This window comes from Thermococcus sp. JCM 11816 (assembly GCF_055396515.1).
The window spans coordinates 1,888,301-1,905,247 of record NZ_AP043741.1 but is presented as its reverse complement, the minus strand read 5'-3'; the positions used below and the strand labels follow the sequence as shown (position 1 = coordinate 1,905,247).

At 53.5% G+C, this 16,947-nt stretch carries 15 protein-coding genes; 8 read left to right on the top strand and 7 right to left on the bottom strand.

Annotated features, from left to right (window positions below):
* Positions 1–6 precede the first annotated feature (6 nt).
* Together ACZ5TN_RS10585 and psmB are read right to left on the bottom strand one after the other, a co-directional pair.
* Complete coding sequence (locus ACZ5TN_RS10585; protein ID WP_464916688.1) at positions 7–1,953, bottom strand: beta-CASP ribonuclease aCPSF1; 1,947 nt, start codon at positions 1,951–1,953, stop codon at positions 7–9.
* Between the two features lie 9 nt (positions 1,954–1,962).
* Positions 1,963–2,574: an archaeal proteasome endopeptidase complex subunit beta gene (gene psmB, locus ACZ5TN_RS10580; RefSeq protein WP_464916687.1), complete on the bottom strand. Its 612-nt coding sequence runs from the start codon at positions 2,572–2,574 to the stop codon at positions 1,963–1,965.
* Positions 2,575–2,679: 105 nt separating this feature from the next.
* On the opposite strand from psmB, the gene ACZ5TN_RS10575 reads away from it, so the two are divergent.
* Positions 2,680–3,846, top strand: coding sequence for a hypothetical protein (locus ACZ5TN_RS10575; RefSeq protein ID WP_464916686.1), 1,167 nt, complete (start codon positions 2,680–2,682; stop codon positions 3,844–3,846).
* Between the two features lie 112 nt (positions 3,847–3,958).
* Here the strand turns inward: ACZ5TN_RS10575 and gdhA are convergent, their stop codons facing one another.
* The gene (gdhA, locus tag ACZ5TN_RS10570) at positions 3,959–5,224 is read right to left on the bottom strand and encodes a glutamate dehydrogenase (protein WP_011250382.1); all 1,266 of its coding nucleotides are present in this window, start codon (positions 5,222–5,224) and stop codon (positions 3,959–3,961) included.
* A 555-nt stretch (positions 5,225–5,779) separates the two neighbouring features.
* On the opposite strand from gdhA, the gene ACZ5TN_RS10565 reads away from it, so the two are divergent.
* The gene (locus ACZ5TN_RS10565) at positions 5,780–7,339 is read left to right on the top strand and encodes a sodium:neurotransmitter symporter family protein (protein ID WP_464916685.1); all 1,560 of its coding nucleotides are present in this window, start codon (positions 5,780–5,782) and stop codon (positions 7,337–7,339) included.
* A 162-nt stretch (positions 7,340–7,501) separates the two neighbouring features.
* Positions 7,502–8,236: an alpha-glucosidase gene (locus ACZ5TN_RS10560; RefSeq protein ID WP_464916684.1), complete on the top strand. Its 735-nt coding sequence runs from the start codon at positions 7,502–7,504 to the stop codon at positions 8,234–8,236.
* On the opposite strand, the gene ACZ5TN_RS10555 is transcribed toward ACZ5TN_RS10560, so the two are convergent.
* Positions 8,233–8,550, bottom strand: coding sequence for a P-II family nitrogen regulator (locus ACZ5TN_RS10555; protein WP_011250386.1), 318 nt, complete (start codon positions 8,548–8,550; stop codon positions 8,233–8,235). The genes ACZ5TN_RS10560 and ACZ5TN_RS10555 overlap by 4 nt on opposite strands.
* A gap of 56 nt (positions 8,551–8,606) precedes the next feature.
* Complete coding sequence (locus ACZ5TN_RS10550; protein ID WP_464916683.1) at positions 8,607–10,634, bottom strand: 1,4-alpha-glucan branching protein; 2,028 nt, start codon at positions 10,632–10,634, stop codon at positions 8,607–8,609.
* Positions 10,635–10,774: 140 nt separating this feature from the next.
* Between ACZ5TN_RS10550 and ACZ5TN_RS10545 the strand changes: the two genes are divergently transcribed.
* Positions 10,775–11,029, top strand: a complete 255-nt coding sequence (locus ACZ5TN_RS10545) for a hypothetical protein (protein ID WP_464916682.1) — start codon at positions 10,775–10,777, stop codon at positions 11,027–11,029.
* A 57-nt stretch (positions 11,030–11,086) separates the two neighbouring features.
* The gene (gene rqcH / locus ACZ5TN_RS10540; protein ID WP_464916681.1) at positions 11,087–13,039 is read left to right on the top strand and encodes a ribosome rescue protein RqcH; all 1,953 of its coding nucleotides are present in this window, start codon (positions 11,087–11,089) and stop codon (positions 13,037–13,039) included.
* Here the strand turns inward: rqcH and nikR are convergent.
* Positions 13,036–13,452 carry a nickel-responsive transcriptional regulator NikR gene (gene nikR, locus ACZ5TN_RS10535; RefSeq protein WP_011250390.1) on the bottom strand — a complete coding sequence of 139 codons (417 nt, stop codon included), beginning with the start codon at positions 13,450–13,452 and terminating at the stop codon, positions 13,036–13,038. The genes rqcH and nikR overlap by 4 nt on opposite strands.
* Positions 13,453–13,522: 70 nt before the next feature.
* Here nikR and ACZ5TN_RS10530 point away from each other — a divergent pair, with 70 nt between their 5' ends.
* The 3 genes from ACZ5TN_RS10530 (at position 13,523) to ACZ5TN_RS10520 (ending at position 15,884) form a co-directional block, all read left to right on the top strand.
* The gene (locus ACZ5TN_RS10530; RefSeq protein ID WP_054839893.1) at positions 13,523–13,969 is read left to right on the top strand and encodes a hypothetical protein; all 447 of its coding nucleotides are present in this window, start codon (positions 13,523–13,525) and stop codon (positions 13,967–13,969) included.
* 38 nt (positions 13,970–14,007) lie between these two features.
* On the top strand, positions 14,008–14,196 hold the full coding sequence (locus ACZ5TN_RS10525; RefSeq protein WP_464916680.1) for a hypothetical protein: 189 nt from the start codon (positions 14,008–14,010) through the stop codon (positions 14,194–14,196).
* Positions 14,197–14,555: 359 nt separating this feature from the next.
* On the top strand, positions 14,556–15,884 hold the full coding sequence (locus ACZ5TN_RS10520) for a TrpB-like pyridoxal phosphate-dependent enzyme (protein ID WP_464916679.1): 1,329 nt from the start codon (positions 14,556–14,558) through the stop codon (positions 15,882–15,884).
* Positions 15,885–15,931: 47 nt separating this feature from the next.
* Here ACZ5TN_RS10520 and asd read toward each other — a convergent pair whose 3' ends face one another.
* Complete coding sequence (gene asd / locus ACZ5TN_RS10515) at positions 15,932–16,939, bottom strand: aspartate-semialdehyde dehydrogenase (RefSeq protein ID WP_464916678.1); 1,008 nt, start codon at positions 16,937–16,939, stop codon at positions 15,932–15,934.
* Between the last annotated feature and the right edge of the window lie 8 nt (positions 16,940–16,947).

Below are 16,947 nucleotides of genomic sequence, written 5' to 3'. Positions count from 1 at the left end.
GAGGAATCACTTGAGCCTTATAGCATCTAGGTTGTTGGGAGCGCGGGTTGAGATACCGAACTTCTTGTGGATGCTGGAGCTGAGGTCGAGACACTTGTGGGCCTCTCCGTGGACGGTTATTATCCTCTCTGGCCTTGGCCTCACCCTTGCCACGTAGCTCATGAGCTCCCTCCTGTCGGCGTGGCCCGAGAAGCCGTCTATTGTGTGGACTTCCATGTTGACGTTGATAACCTCGGTCCTGCCGTCCTCGCCGACTATGGGTATCTCGCGAAGTCCCCTCTGAACCTGCCTTCCGAGGGTTCCCTCGGCCTGGTAGCTGACGAAGATTATGCTGTTCTTCGGGTCCGGTGCGAGCTGCTTGAAGTACTCAACGCTCGGTCCGCCGACGAGCATACCAGAGGTCGCTATGATTATGGCCGGCTCTCCTGAGTCTATTATGTCCTGCCTCTCCCTGCTGTTGGCGACACTCTTGAATATCGGGTTCAGGAACGGGTTGTAGCCCTCGTGGAATATCTGCTCGCGGATGTGCTTGCTGAGGTACTCCGGATAGGCAGTGTGGATTGCCGTTGCCTCCCAGATCATTCCGTCGAGGTAAATAGGAACTTCTATTCCGCCGACGCGGGCGTACTCCTCGAGGACCATCATTATCTCCTGCGCCCTACCAACGGCCATCGCCGGGATGAGCACCTTACCTCCGCGCTTCAGCGTCTGGTGAATTACCTCTATAAGCCTCTTCTCAGCTTCCTCACGCGGCATCTGGTAGTCGTTGCTTCCACCGTAGGTTGACTCCATGACAAGGGTCTCCAGGCGCGGGAACCTGCTCACCGCCGGTTCAAAGAGCCTCGTCGGTATGAACTTGAAGTCGCCAGTTATGGCTATGTTGTGGAGGCCGTTGCCTATGTGGAGATGGACTATCGATGAACCAAGAATGTGGCCCGCGTTGTGAAGGGTGAGCCTTATGTCGGGCGCTATGTCCCTGACCTCGCCGTAGTCAAGGGTTATCGTGTGCTTTATGACCTCCTTGATGTCCTTCGGCCTGTAGAGAGGCTCGACGCCGTTCATATGCTGTATCTCGATGAAATCCTGCTGGAGGAGGGTCATCAGGTCCCTGGTTGGAGGCGTTGTGTAGATCGGCCCATCGAAGAGCTTGTAGCGGAAGAGATACGGCAACATTCCGCTGTGGTCGAGGTGGGCGTGGGTGATAATTATTGCATCGAGGAGGCCCTCATCAAGAACGTACCTGAACTCCGGAGCATCAAAGTGTGGATAGGCCTTTGTCGGATCCTTGAGGGCGGCGATGTTGACACCGAAATCCACCAGAACGTAGCTCTCGTCGGTCTGGACGAGGAGAGCACTTCTACCTACCTCTCGGAAGCCTCCGAGACCCGTTATTCTTATCCATCTGCTCTTGTACTCGGACTTCCTGTAGATGTTCCTTCCGACCTGCCTCAGGAACTTCCTTCTGTCCTTGCTCTCAGTCTGGAGGATGCTCCTTATCGAGTATATGGTCTGGCTCTGTATCGGCGGCGTCCTCACTACCCTTGGCGCCCAGTGGACTTTTTGGGTGATGAGCCTGAGGGTCTCTCCGTTCTTTCCAATTACGAGACCGGGTTTCCTGGCTTCGATGAGGACTTCACCAACAGACGGATCAAAGCTTATGTTGGTTATCTCGGCCTCAGGTGGAACGAGCTGCTTTATCAGTTCCTCAGCCTTCTCTGGAGGCAGTAGAATGTCGGGATCCGGGCGGACGCTTATGCGCTTTTTGAGGACTTTGGCGAGGTTTTTAATCAGCTCCCCGTCCTTCATCATGGCCTCAGGATTCTTGACGTATATGACAAGCTCCGGCCCTTCGAACTCAACGTCGGTAATCCCTGCTTCCCTTGGGACCATCTGGGCTATTATCTCCCTGATTTCCTTGAGAATATCGTCAACAAAAGTTTCACGGCGTATCATAGAACCACCTCACTCAAGAAGAGACTTCAGCTCCTCCTCACTCCACTCACGGTAGCCCTCCTCAGTTATCGTTACGAGAGTAACGCCACCACCCGTGAAAACATCCCTTTTTGTGGCGGCCTTGATGGCCTTGAGAGCGAGTTTAACACCTTCCTCAAGGGGAATACCATCACGATAGTTCTCCTCCAGAACGGAGAACGCAAACTCCATGCCAGAACCAGCAGCTGTAAAGCGGTCTTCGGTTACACCACCCGCGGCATCTATGGAGTACAGCCTCGGGGCGGAGTCATAGCCACCGACGAGGAACCACGCCATATAGGCGAAACCCCTGCCGCTGTGGAGTATGTTCGATGTAAGGGTCGCAAGTGCCTTAACGCTCATCTCCCTGCCGACCTTGGCACGGTAGAGTTTTGCCTCAGCCCTGAGCAGTCTGACGAGGCTGAGGATATCCCCGACCGTTCCAGCTCCGGCTATCGCCAGGTGGTCGTCTATCTGAAACACCTTTGTTACTCCCTCAGAGAGCACCATGTTGCCGAGCGATGCCCTCCTGTCGGCCGCTAGCACTACGCCGTCCTTACATACAATACCGACGGTGGTGGTACCCTTTAGCTTCTCAGTCAAACTACAACACCCCTGGATTTGGTTTTTAGAATAGAAGAACCTCTGAAGGGCCTTTAGGGAAAGAGTATTTAAAGGTTTCGCCAAATTCTGGAGGGGTGTGCTGAAATGAGGAGGGAAGTAATACTCCTCACCGGACCACCGCTCAACGGCAGGGATGAGTACATAGGTGAAGCCCTCGAAAGGGCAAACGGAGAGAGCTACGCCTACTACCACGTCTTTGACTACATTCGCGAGGTGGGAAAGGAACGCGGGGTTAGGATTACCCGGAAGAACGTTCTTGACTTTGCGATAAGCCACCCCGATATAATGAACGAAATAAGGGACAAGGCCTTTGAGAGGATAAGAAAGGAAATTGACGAGAGCGATAAGAGAGTTCACCTCGTATCAACTCCAAGTCTCTTCCGCTGGGGAAGTGGAAGTGTCATTGGATTCACGCTGAGCAATCTGAAGCTTTTGAGGCCAGACAGGGTCATCATAATCCTCGATGACGTCCTTTCTGTCAGGAGAAGAATAATAAACGACCCGGAGTGGTTCGAGCGCTTCGGTGAAAACCCCGAGAACATCAAGCTGACCACGTTGGTTATGTGGCGTGAGGACGCGATAAACCACGTCAAAACCCTCGTCCACGAGCTGAAAAAGGAGGGAATAAACGTCCGCTACGTCCTTCAGTTCGGTATAAGACACCCCCACGAGGTCTTTCTCGACCTGATATTCCGGGAGAACGAAAAGCCGCTGGTGTACCTAAGCTACCCCATGACTGGCCATGAGGAGGAGTACTACCACCGCGTCAGGGGATTCTACGAGAAGCTCAGCGAGCACTTCACGGTTCTTGACCCCGGAGCGCTGGACGACTGGTGGGTAGTTGCCGAATACGACAACCAGGTCAACCAGAACCCGAACATCAAGAGGATTAAAATCAAACACCTCCTCGATGGTGACGTTGTTGAGGAGCTTGAGAGGGAGGATATAGAGCAGGCGACTGACATACTCAGGAGACAGCTCGTTGAGAGGGACTTCAACCTCGTTGATGTGAGCAAGGCGATAGCGGTTTATCACTACGCCGAAGGCGTTTCGGCTGGCGTTATCAGTGAGATGGCAGAGGCTTACAGGACTTTAGCTGCGATATACCTCTACTACCCATTCAAGAGAAGGCCAAGCCCGTTCATGGAGTTCTACGGCATGCAGAACCCGTCGAGAAGGACGATGTTCAAGGACGAGGACGAGATGATAAGGGCGATGGTTGAGGAGAAGGAGTACTGGACGAAGGCTTAAACTTCTGTTTCGTTTTTATTTAGTTTTTTGAATAGCGGCAAGTTGGTTTTTTAATCTTTAGAGAACCATCAGAACGTCAGAAAAGTAAGGACAAGGGAAAAGGGAGAAGAAATCACTTCTTCACCCATCCGCGGTGCTTCATTGCCTCGTAGACCCTGCTGACGGCGACGACGTAGGCAGCGTCCCTCATGTGGATGTTCTTCTCCTTGTGGGTGTTGAAGACGTCCCAGAAGGCCTTGGTCATCTTGTCGTCGAGCCTCTTCCTGGTCTCCTCGACCGTCCAGTAGAAGCCGTTTATGTTCTGGACCCACTCGAAGTAGCTGACGGTGACGCCACCGGCGTTACAGAGGAAGTCTGGGATCTGGAGGATGCCCTTCTCGTGGAGTATCTCGTCGGCCTCTGGGGTGACCGGACCGTTGGCAACTTCAGCGACGATCTTGGCCTTGACGTTGTCGGCGTTCTCTTTGGTTATGACGCCCTCAATGGCGCTCGGGGCGAGGATGTCGACCTCAAGCTCAAGGAGCTCCTCGTTGGTGATGTTCTGGGTTCCGGGCATGTCCTTGACTGAGCCGTGCTCCTTCTTCCACTTGAGAACCTCGTCAGCCGGCGGAAGTCCGTCCGGGTTGTAGATGCCGCCCTTGCTGTCGCTTACCGCGACGACCTTCATGCCGAACTCCTCACTCATTATCTTGTGGAGGTAGTAGCCGGCGTTACCGTAGCCCTGGATGGCTATGGTCTTGCCCTTGAGGTCGTCCCAGCCGAGGGCCTTAGCGGCTTCCCTGATAGTGAAGGCGGCACCGCGAGCGGTGGCGTCCATCCTGGCGACGATACCGCCAACTCCCGGCGGCTTTCCGGTGATGACACCGAAGGCCGGGCCCTTTCTCCTCATTATGGTCTCGTACTCGTCCATCATCCAGGCCATGATCTTCGGGTTGGTGTAAACGTCAGGGGCCGGGATGTCGGTCCACGGGCCAATGACGTCGTAGACGGCCCTTATGTAGCTCCTAGCGAGCCTCTCCTGCTCCCTCTCGGAGAGCTTCTTCGGGTCAACGATGATACCACCCTTACCTCCACCGTAGGGGAGGTCAACGACTGCGACCTTCCAGGTCATCCAGGTGGCGAGGGCCTTAACGGTGCTGAGGGTCTCGGCCGGGTGCCACCTTATACCACCCTTGGTCGGACCGCGGGCCCAGTTGTGCTGGACACGGAAACCGGTGAAAACCTTGACAGAACCGTCGTCCATCTCGACGGGAACGCTAACCTCAACAATCCTCATGGGCCTCTTGAGCCACTCAAGGGCCTCTTCGCTTATGTCCATGAACTGGGCAGCCCTCTCAAGCTGCTGGACGGCCATCTCAAACGGGTCAATCTCGACCATTCATACCACCTCATTTCGGTAATCTGCGAGGTTAACTTAGGCGTTTGCATATATAAACCTTTCGATAAACAGGCTGGAAAACAGTCTGTTTTGAACAAAAAGTTAGATACTGAAATTTCCAAAAGAACAAAGGCCAATTCTCGGAGATTTCGCCAAAAGAAGCGATGTACATCGAGGAATTTTTATACACTAAAGGACTTTTACGTTCATCAAAGTTCATAAAAATGATGAAATGCCCTCAGCGAGAAGTCGGTCATCATCTCTCAGCTCACTCTCTTTCCAATCATCGGGCAACGGGCCATAGGGAGGTCGTGTTTAAAATTATTTTCCACTCATCTCAAAATTGCCGGGATGTCTAAAATCACTTAACGAGCCAAGATAGATTTGAAAAAGTGACAAAAATTGGATATTGATTATTTTATGCCCAAGTAAATCGTCTTTTGTCGAAAACTACCGTTCAAAAGCTTTTTATACCACGACCGAATATATACATAGTGCCCGTACTGTGGGCACTTCAGCCCGATTAAATACCAACGGAATCGGAGGTGGGATATAATGGAAGCCCAAAGGGATCAATGGGCGACCAAGCTCGGTTTGATTTTAGCAATGGCTGGAAACGCAGTCGGTCTCGGTAACCTCGTAAGGTTCCCGACTCAGGTTGCCCAGAACGGTGGCGGCGCCTTCATGGTGCCGTACTTCATAGCGCTGTTCTTCCTCGGTATTCCAGTGATGTGGGTTGAGTGGGTTGCCGGTCGCTACGGTGGCAAGTATGGCCACGGTACCCTCGGCCCGACGTACTACCTCATGGCGAGGGAGAGCCTCAAGCCCAGGAGCGCGTTCTGGTTCGGTGTGATATCCGGAATGCTGGCGTTCTCGCTGACCGTGCTCCTCAACAGCTACTACCTGCACCTGATCGGATGGTCGGCCGCTTACACCTACTTCAGCGCGGCGGGTTCCTACTTCGGACAGCCCACAGGAGAGTTCTTCAGCAACTACCTAAGCAACCACGGCCAGGTCATGCTCTTCTGGGGCATAACAGTGATCCTGCTCGCAATCGCAGTTGGCCAGGGTGTCAGCAAGGGTATCGAGCGCTGGGTCAAGGTTATGATGCCACTCCTGTACGTCTTCGCAATCCTAATGATAATATACATATTCACCCTCGGCTCCCCAGTTGACCCGAACTGGAGCACCATAGATGGCTTCCGCTTCATCTGGACTCCGAACTGGAGCTACCTCGGCGACCACCTCTGGCAGGTAATGCTGGCCGCGACTGGACAGATATTCTTCACGCTGTCCCTCGGTATGGGTATCATCCAGAACTACGCAAGCTACCTCGGCCCGAAGGACGACGTCGCCCTCTCTGGTATAGCCACAGTCTCGCTCAACGAGTTCGCCGAGGTTGTTCTCGGTGGTTCAATAGCCATACCGCTCGCAACTGCCTACGCTCCGAAGATAGTTCCGCCCGATGTCCTCCAGCAGGGCAAGACCGCAGCACTCGAATGGATAGGACAGAAGTTCGGCCTTGGCTTCTCCTACACCAGCCTCCCGAACGTCTTCGTCAGCATGGGCGACATCGGAAGGCTCTTCGGCGCCCTCTGGTTCCTCCTGCTGTGGTTCGCGGGCTTCACATCAGCCATAGCTATGTACAACTACCTCGTTGCAATGCTTGAAGAGGACATGCACATCAAGAGGTCAGTGGGCACCTGGGTGATATTCCTCGTGTACCTCATAGCGGGTCTCCCCGTCATCTACATCGACGGCTACATGGACCAGGTCGACGCGTGGGTAAACTTCCAGCTAACCCTGCTGGCGTTCTTTGACATAATCATTGCAGTGTACCTCTTCAAACCAGACAACTTCTGGAGGGAGCTTCACGAGGGAGCCTGGATCAAAGTTCCAGGGTTCTACAAGTGGGTCACTCTCTACATCGCACCACTACTGCTCCTGATACCCATGATCGGCTACTTCAAGCCGCTGGTTCAGACAACACTTGAGTGGCCGGCTAGACTGGCAATAATCCTCATGTGGACCCTCGGTGCCATCGAGAGCTACTACGCAATCAAGAAGAAGTACAAAGAGGAACTCGACAAGAACGAGGTAATCATCAAGGTCTGAGGTGATGACAATGGAGAGCTGGGTAATCTACATGTTGATAGCATGGACAGTAATTCTCGGCATGGTGTACTGGAGCGTTAGCAAGCTCCTGAGCGCCGAGAAGGAAGCAAAGGGGTAAGGTATTAAATCCCTTCTTTCCCTTTTTGATTTGGGGGTGTTCTCGTGAAAAGCAGGGATATTCTTCTGGAGACAGCCGAGGTTCTTGAGTCCACACTCGATAAAATCGACAGGCTCAAGGTGCTCTCGGAGAAAGAGAAGGAGGCCGTTAAAACCAAACTAAAAAACGCTGCGGCGAATTTCAAAAAGCTGGCCGAGGAAGCTGAGAAGGACAACGAGGAACTGGCTGAGTTCTTCCTGAAGAAGGCGAAGGAGCTGAAGCTGGCGAGCGTTGATAAGAAAATCGAGGAGATGGGGAAGAAAGAATATCTAAAACTGGTTAACAGGATTGAACTCTACTCCCGTTCAGCTGAGTACGACTTCAAGCCAGAAAAGCTCGCCGAGCTGAAAAGAGTCTATCGTAAGTACATCTTCGGAATGACGTCGTTCTTCATACTGACGGGAATTTACTTGAATCAATTCCTGGCGGTGACGGCTCTAATCCTTGCGATACCGATAATACTCTCGATGCTGTCCCTCCAGAGGAGGGGCTACCTCGGGCTTCTGCTGGCATATTCAGCCATACCAATACCGCTGATAGTCGGCGCAATGGCGGCAAGCTACGGAATCAGGGCCCTCAACGATCCAGCAAAGATCGCGGAGATAGCGGGACACCTTAACAAGAGCACTACCTTCGCGCAGGGATACCTCGTCGTCCTAACGCTCCTCGCCGCGGTAGAGCTCTACCTCCTGGTCAGCGCAGCGGTGGGGCTTTACAGGCACAGGCACGCTTTCCTTTAGTGGAGGGCCTCTTCTCCCCTTTCTCCGGTTCTTATTCTCACGACATCGTATACCGGAAGCACGAATATCTTGCCGTCCCCAGGGATTCCTCTCCTGGCATGCCGCACTATTATCCCAATGACATCGTCAACATCCTTGTCTGGGACAACGATCTCGATCTTCATCTTCGGCAGGAGGTCGTAGGGCGGAATACCACCCTGAACGCCGCGCCCCTGGACGGGATAGGCCGTCAGAGAAACGTAGCCTGCACTCTTCAGCGCCTTCTTGACGGTCTCAAAGTCTTCGGGCCTGAGAACTGCCTCAACCTTCTTCATGATACCACCAGAATAATTTGGAAAAAGTTGCCAAAAAGGTTTCGAAAAGGAAAAGCTCACTCCACTTGAGCTATGAACTTTTTCAATCTCTTGGTAGATATGCCGGTCTTTCTGGCGAGGTCTTCTATGTTGGCGTTCTTCAGGTCTTCGATAGTTTCAACGCCAGCCCTCTTGAGCTTTTGGAAGGTCTTCGGACCGATGCCCTTTATGGACAGCAAGTCTGAAGGCCCTTTTGAAGAAGCTTTCTTACTTACTTTTCGGGGTAGCCTTTTTGACTTTGAGGACTTTCTCTTCCCCCTCTTTGAGGCTTCGACGGCCTTTTTCTTAACTTCCCTGGTCTCTTCCTTTACCGGCTTGACCTTCTTCACGGCCAGTGCAAGGGAAGTTGCCTTCTCCGTGAGAACCTTGGGCTTTTCCTCAGTTTCCTCCTTCTCTGGCGGAACTTCTGGAGGTTCAACGTACTCCTCAAGCTCCGGCGGGTTTTCGCTGACGTAGGGCCCGACAACGACGGGCCTGAACGGGTTGTCACGCTCCTCAAGCTCTTCGAGGAGCTTAACGTCGAACTCGCCGGTCTTGACGTACCTCACCAGTTCGTTGGCCAGCCTGTGGAAGTCTCTGCTGTGAATGAGAACCCTCCTCTTGGCGTACTCCTTTGCCTGTCCAGTCGTTATTAGGAACTGCCAGTCGCTTGCCTCCAGTATCAAAAGCTCCCTCGCCAGCTGCTCTATCGTCCTGTTCGTGAGCTCATCCCCTCCGCGGAAGCGGCTCACTATAGCCACCATCCTGTCCTCCGCGCGGTAGATGTGCGGCCATGTCCACTCAGTCTCCTCGTTCCACCAAGTTGAGTGGTCGGAGTTGGCTCCCCATGAACCTTCTGGAAGCTCTATCTCGTGCTTTTCTCCTGAGTACTCCTCAAGGAACCTTGAGAGCGTCGGTGTCTCAACTCCCCTCTGATAGAGGAGCTCTAAAACCCTGCCGAGCCATTTAACACCCTCGAACCACCAGTGGCCGAAGAGCTCGGTGTCGTAGGGAGCTACTATGATGCCCTTCTCGCCGAACTTCTCCTCGTGCTCTCTCAGGAGTCTCTCAACTAGCGAGACGAAGTGCCTGGCGTGCTCTTCAACGCGCTCCATCGCCTTGTCCGGGTCGTAGAACTCCTTCTCTCCAAGGTCAACTTCCTTGCTCGTTATCCTCCAGTACTGCCCGCCACTCTTCGGGGCCTTTTTGTGGAACTCCCTGTACCAGAAGTCGCCAGGATAGCCGTAGTGGGCACTCCAGACCTGGTGGCCAGTCTCTCTGTTGCGGGCGAATACAGCGACGTTTGAGCCCTTTATCCAGTAGGGCCTCAGGGTGGTCTTCTCGGTATCCGCGAGAAGAACCTCCCCATAGACATTGCTCGCCGGGCCCTCATCGATGAGCCTGCTCTCCACGAAGAAGTATCTCAGCCCGAACTCCTCAAGGAACTTTTCTATACCCTGTCTCTTTACTTTCCTCCCGCCGGGAAGCTCCCACTCGCCGGCAGGTCTGTAGGCACATTCGGGAAGCCAAATCCCCTTCGGCTTCCTGCCGAAGTGCTTCTCGTACGTTGCAACACCGTTGGCTATCTGAGCCCTTATCGCCTCGTCCCTTCCGAGGAGCGGAAGGTAGCCGTGGGTCGCGGCTGAGGTAATAACCTCGACGTAGCCCTGATCCTGGAGCTCCCTGAGCTTGCCTATTATATCTCCGTTTATGGCCTTCCAGTAGTCGTAAACCTTCCGGAAGTAGTTGAGCATGTATGAGACTGCTTTTTCGTCGTACTTCCTGGACTTCAGGTCTTCCTCCATTGCCTTCAGCTTTCTTTCCATGTACTCCTCAAACGCCTTCTTCATGTACTCGTCGGTTAGCTGTTCTGCCAGCACCGGCGTCACGTTTACCACTATACCGAACTTTACTCCCGAGTCCCTGAGCCTCTCAAACTCCATGAGCAGGGGAATGTAAGTCTCGCTTATTGCCTCAAAGACCCACTCCTCCCCGAAAGGCCACTTTCCGTGCTTCCTAACGTAGGGGATGTGAGTGTGAAGGACAAAAGTCAGGTAACCCTTCATAGTATCACCTGGAGTGGTTACACAGCTGAGTATTTAACGTTAGCGTGTCCTCAGTTGGGCCTCGGCAAAAAGATGTACATCAACAACGTTGGGGAAAAGTTAATTTAACATCACTCGCTAAACATTAAAAGGTGAGCCCGATGGAGTCCCTAAAAAAGGAAGCCGGTTCGGGCATTCTGATGGGCATCGTTGGAGTGCTCCTGCTGGGGGCGATAATAAGGACCCTCGCAATGCCCGTCAGCGCTGCCCTAAAGCTTGGGGGAGTTATCTTCGACATAGGCGTTGCTGGGCTGGCATGGGTATTTCTTGACGAAGCCATTGAAAGTGCTGAATCCGACATATACCGGGCCATTCTGGCAATAGCCGCCGCTATCCTTGTGGCATTTGCGTGGTAATTCTCCGAGAGATAAGTCCTTATAAACTTCTTTCCTCAACTTTTCCCGGGTGAGAGAATGAAGGAAGAGATGAGCAGCGTTGACATACGCTATATCGTGCGCGAACTTCAGTGGCTGGTCGGTTCTCGCGTTGACAAGGTTTACCACGACGGCGACGAGGTGAGGTTCAAGCTGAGGACGAAGGAGGGGAGAGCAGACCTAATCCTCGAAGCCGGGAAGAGATTCCACCTCACGAGCTACATCAAAGAGGCCCCCAAAACCCCCTCGAGCTTCACGATGCTCCTGAGGAAGCACCTCGGAGGGGGCTTCATAGACGCCATAGAGCAGCACCAGTTCGACAGGATAGTCAAGATCAGAATAGGAAACTACACACTCATCGGCGAGCTCTTCAGGAGGGGCAACATAATCCTCGTGGATTCCGAAAACAAAATAGTCGCCGCGCTCCGCTACGAGGAGTACAAGGACAGGACAATAAAGCCGAAGGCGGAGTACAAGTTCCCTCCTGCCAGAGAGAACCCTCTCGAAGTGTCTTTTGAGAGGTTCCTCGAGCTGATGAGGGAAGAGCCTGAGCTTGAGCTCGTCAGGGCTTTGGCGAGGAAGCTCAACATGGGCGGGATGTACGCGGAGGAGATTTCCCTGAGGGCGGGCTTCGAGAAGACGACGCCGGTCAAGGAGCTGAGCGACGAAGACCTGAAGAGAGTCTATGACGAGATGATAAGAACCTTCAACGACGAGCCCAAGCCGAACATCGTCTTCAAGGACGGGGTTATGCACGACGTCGTCCCGATAGAGCTGAAAATCTACGAGGGGTTCGAGAAGCGCTATTTCCCCACGTTCAGCGAGGCCCTGGATGAGTACTTCGGGAAGATAACGCTTGAAAAGGCCAAAATAGAGCAGACCAAAAAGCTCGAAGAGAAGAAGAGACAACTTATGGCCACCCTCAGGAAGCAGGAGGAGATGCTCAAGGGCTTTGAAAAGGCCATGAGAGAGAACCAGGAGATAGGCGATTTAATCTACGCCAACTACACCCTAATCGAGCGCCTTCTGGAAGAGTTCAGGAAGGCCACCGAAACCCTCGGCTGGGACGAGTTCAAGCGGAGGATAGAGGAGGGCAAGAAAGCAGGAAACAAAGTCGCGCTCATGGTCAAAGGAATGGACCCGAAAGAGAAGGCCGTAACGATAGAGCTCGACGGCAAAAAGGTGAAGCTCTACCTTGAGAAGAGTATAGGCGAGAACGCCGAAATCTACTACGAGAAGGCCAAGAAGTTCAGGCACAAGTATGAGGGGGCCTTAAAGGCCTACGAGGACACGAAGAGGAAGCTCGAGGAGATTGAAAAGCTCATCGAGGAAGAGCAGAAGAAGGAACTGAACGTGAAGAAGCTAGAGAGGAGAAAGAGGAAGTGGTTCGAGAAGTTCCGCTGGTTCGTCTCGAGCGAGGGCTTTCTGGTTCTGGCTGGAAAGGACGCGAGCACCAACGAGGTTCTCGTCAAGAAACATATGGAGGATAACGACCTCTACTGCCACGCGGACGTTTACGGCGCTCCGCACGTCGTCATAAAGGACGGTCAGAAGGCGGGAGAGAGGACGATCTTCGAGGCCTGCCAGTTTGCTGTTTCCATGAGCAGGGCTTGGAGCCAGGGCCTCTATTCAGCAGATGCCTACTGGGCCTACCCCAACCAGGTAACGAAGCAGGCCCCGAGCGGCGAGTACCTCGGCAAGGGCGCCTTCATGGTCTACGGAAAGAGGAACTGGATGCACGGCCTTCCGCTCAAGCTAGCTGTGGGTGTGATAAACTATGATGGCGAAGAATACGTAGTCTGCGCGCCGGTTGAAGCGATTAAGGCCCACACCGACAGATACATCGTCATAAGGCCCGGCTCAATGAAGAAGGGAGAGCTCGTGAAGAAGCTCCGCGGAATACTCAAGAAGTGGGGCTACGAGGTGAGGGAAGAAGACCTGAACGCCATCCTCCCGCCGGGAGGGGGAGAGATAGTGGAAGTGGTGGGTTAGACGAGCTCCTTCCCGGTTCCCGTCATGACGAGTTTGCCGTGCTTCACTCCCTTGAGGCTCAGGAGCCTGTCCGCGATTTCTTTTATCCTCTTGGCCTTCCCCTTGACTATAACAACCTCAAGGCAGTTGTGTTCGTCCATATGGACGTGAATGCTTGAGATTATCTCGTTGAGATAGTCATGCTGGAGATCGAGGAGCTCCTTAACAACGTCAGCTTCATCATGGTTGTAGAGCATCGTTATCGTCCCGGCCACCTCTTTATCGCCCGCTTCCCATTCGTGCCGCACTATGAAGTCCCTCATGAGGTCCCTTATCGCCTCGCTCCTGTTAACGTAGCCCTTCTCCGCTATTATCTGATCGAACTTCTCAAGGAGTTCTTCAGGCACGGACACACCAAATCTTATGATCTTCATGCCACCACCTTTACGGTGTTCTCGCAGAAGTTAAAAAGGTGTTCGAAGAATAGTTCCGCCGGGGGTAGGAATGGGAGTCGAAGAGCTCTATCAAATAGCCAAGGGAGAATTCGCGGAGGACTTGATATTTGAGTTGGAGGGCGTCCCAATCACTGTCTCCATAAAGGGCCTGCTCCTGGCGAGAGTTAAATCAAGCACGTACAACTTTTCGTTCTTCGAGGTAACTGAGACCGAGAGCGTTCTCGCCGTTCAAATGAAGGACTTCGTTGTTTACCTCGCCTTTGAAACGGACGAAGAACTCAGTGAAGAGGAGTTCGCAGAAATAGGAAAGGCCCTTCTGGAGTACCTGACTCCAAAGATAGCACTTCTGACAACGAAGGCGGAGAAGCTCTACAGAGGAAATGCCGACATCCTGCTCGATGATGGCATGAGTCCGGACTTGAGGGAGTTTATGTACTCCCTCCTCCTAAAGCACAGGAAGGGTGAGAGTCCGTACGAACAGACCGAGGTCGCTTAGGGTGGTGGAAATGAGCAGGCTTTCAAAACGGCGTTAAGGTGCTGATGCTCCTGTACTCAAGCGAAGACCAAGTAAAATACGCTGAATACATTATGAAAAAGAAGGACAGGGGCCTGCACTTTCTCAGTGGTGATGCCGAGGATTACAGGGTGTTAATAGCTTTGAAAGGCAGGAAAGCCGACGTAAAAGCCGTGGAAACGGCACTCCAAGGTCCGCCAGTTAGATGAAACGCCAAAATTTTAGCCCTGTTTCTCCCTTTTTCCGTCATTTTTACAGGAGTACGGGCAAAAGACATATAAAGCCTGAACTCTTCAGAACTCCGATGCCCAATGAGTGCCAGGAGTGATTGTTTTTGGCGTTAGGAGTTTGCCCCTTCTCAAGATGGTTAGCCTGAAAACTGACGGGCGGGATCGTTTTTGGAGTGATTAGGGGGGCTTGCTTTTGGCCTCTGCTGTGAAGGTACCAAAACTTCTAGCTTAGCATTAACGTTCTTCGTCTTCACAGCTTTCACGCTCATTATTCCCTCGTTTTTGGGACTTGTTCTTTCTAAAGCGGAGTTTAGCTCAAAAACTCTGGAGGTGTTAGAATGAAAGCCGTTCTGCCCGATTCGAAAATACCAAAGAAGTGGTACAACATCCTGCCCGACCTCCCTGAACCGCTGGCGCCACCGCTCGACCCCGAGACGGACGAGCCTATGGAGCCGGAGAAGCTCCTAAGGATTTTCGCGGAGGAGCTTGTGAAGCAGGAAATGAGCGCAGAGAGATACATCGAAATCCCGAAAGAAGTTAGAGGGCTCTACTCCAAAATAGGCCGTCCAACACCGCTCTTTAGGGCAACAAACCTTGAGAGAGCTCTCGGCACTCCGGCGAGAATTTACTTCAAGTACGAGGGAGCAACGGTAACGGGAAGCCACAAGATAAACACCGCCCTAGCTCAGGCTTACTACGCCAAGAGGCAGGGAATAGAAAGGCTCGTAACCGAGACTGGAGCAGGCCAGTGGGGAACTGCCCTAAGCCTCGCCGGGGCACTTCTTGGTCTCAATGTAAGGGTGTACATGGCGAGGGCGAGCTACCAGCAGAAGCCCTACAGGAAGACCATAATGCGCTTGTATGGTGCTGAAATCTATCCGAGTCCAAGCGATAGAACAGAGATAGGCAGAAAGTTCCTGGCCGAGGATCCAAACCACCCCGGAGGTCTCGGTATAGCGATAAGTGAGGCCATCGAAGACGTTTTAAGGGACGAAAAGGCCCGCTACGCCCTGGGAAGCGTCCTCAACCACGTCCTCATGCACCAGACCGTCATAGGTCTTGAGGCCCAGGAGCAGATGAAGGAGTTCGAAGAGCCCGACGTTATAATCGGCTGTGTGGGCGGAGGAAGCAACTTCGCAGGCTTGGCTTATCCGTTCGTCAGAGACGTTCTGAAAGGAGAGGCTGAATATGAGTTCATAGCGGTTGAGCCTAAGGCCGCTCCCTCGATGACGAGGGGAGTTTACAAGTACGACTACGGTGATTCAGGAGGATACACGCCGAAGATGAAGATGCACACCCTCGGCCACACATACTACGTCCCGCCGATCCATGCGGGCGGTCTGCGCTATCACGGACTTGCTCCGACGCTCAGCGTCCTTATAAACCACGGGATAGTTAAGCCCGTTGCCTACCACCAGAACGAGGTCTTCCAGGCGGCTCACCTCTTCGCGAAGACCGAGGGGATAGTTCCAGCTCCAGAGAGCGCCCATGCCATTAAAGGGGCCATAGACCGCGCCCTGGAGGCAAAGCGGGAAGGACGTGAAGAGATCATACTCTTCAACCTCAGCGGGCACGGCTTCCTCGACCTTAAGGGCTACGAGGATTACCTGGATGGAAAGCTTGAGGACTACGAGCCGGACTACTTCCCGGCTTTGGAGAGCTACTGACCTTCTTTTTTCATTTCTTAAGACGATTAAGGAAGAGAAGAGAGGGATTACTTCAGATAGCCGAGCCTGTGGGCCAGCTCGGCGTTGAGAACCGAACCTCCAGCGGCACCCCTGACGAGGTTGTGGCCCGTTACCACGTACTTGAAGCTCCCGCTGCTCTCCTCAAGCCTCCCGACCGTAACGGTTAGGCCCCTTCCCCTGTCCCTGTGGAGCCGCGGCTGGGGAACATCGGAGTAGACGAGGGGCCTCTCGTAGCTTGGAAGGCCGAGCTCTCCAAGCGGATCGAAGGATTCGAAGGCCTCCCTGACCTCCTCTAGGCTCCCCCGCTTAAGTTTGACGAAGACAGCCTCAGTGTGCCCGTGTAGCACTGGAACGCGGGTAGCTATTGCGCTTATTCTGAATTCGGCGGGCTTTACCTCCACTCCGTCGAGCTCGCCGAGGATCTTCCTGCTCTCGTTTTCGATCTTCCACTCCTCCCCTGGGATGGAGGGAATCACGTTGTCCTGGATTGCCAGGGCAGAGAGGCCAGAATAACCTGCCCCGCTTATTGCCTGCATCGTCGCCACTTTGACCTCCCTGATTCCGAAACCGCGGAGCGCCGCGAGCGAGACCGTGAGTATGGCCGTCGAGCAGTTCGGGTTCGTCACTATGAAGCCTTCCCAGCCCCTCCTCTCCCTCTGAACATCTATCAGCTTAAGGTGCTCCCGGTTGACCTCGGGAACTAATATTGGCACGTCATGGTCGTAGCGGTGGCTCCTCGCGTTGGTGAACACCGGAAGGCTTTGAGCGAGCTCCTCCTCCACCCCCCTTGAGATCGATGCTGGAAGGGCGTTGAAGACGAGGTCAACGTCCGGGTCTCCGAGAAATTCAGGGAGGGAAGTCACCTCCACATCTCTGAACTCCTCCGGCGAATCATCGACCAGCTCTCCGTACTTCCTTCCGGCACTCCTCTCAGAGGCAACCAGTTTCTCAACTCTGAACCAGGGATGGCCAGCAAGAAGCCTCACGAAGGTTCTCCCGACCATTCCCGTGGCACCGAGAACGGCAACCCTCATTTCGACAC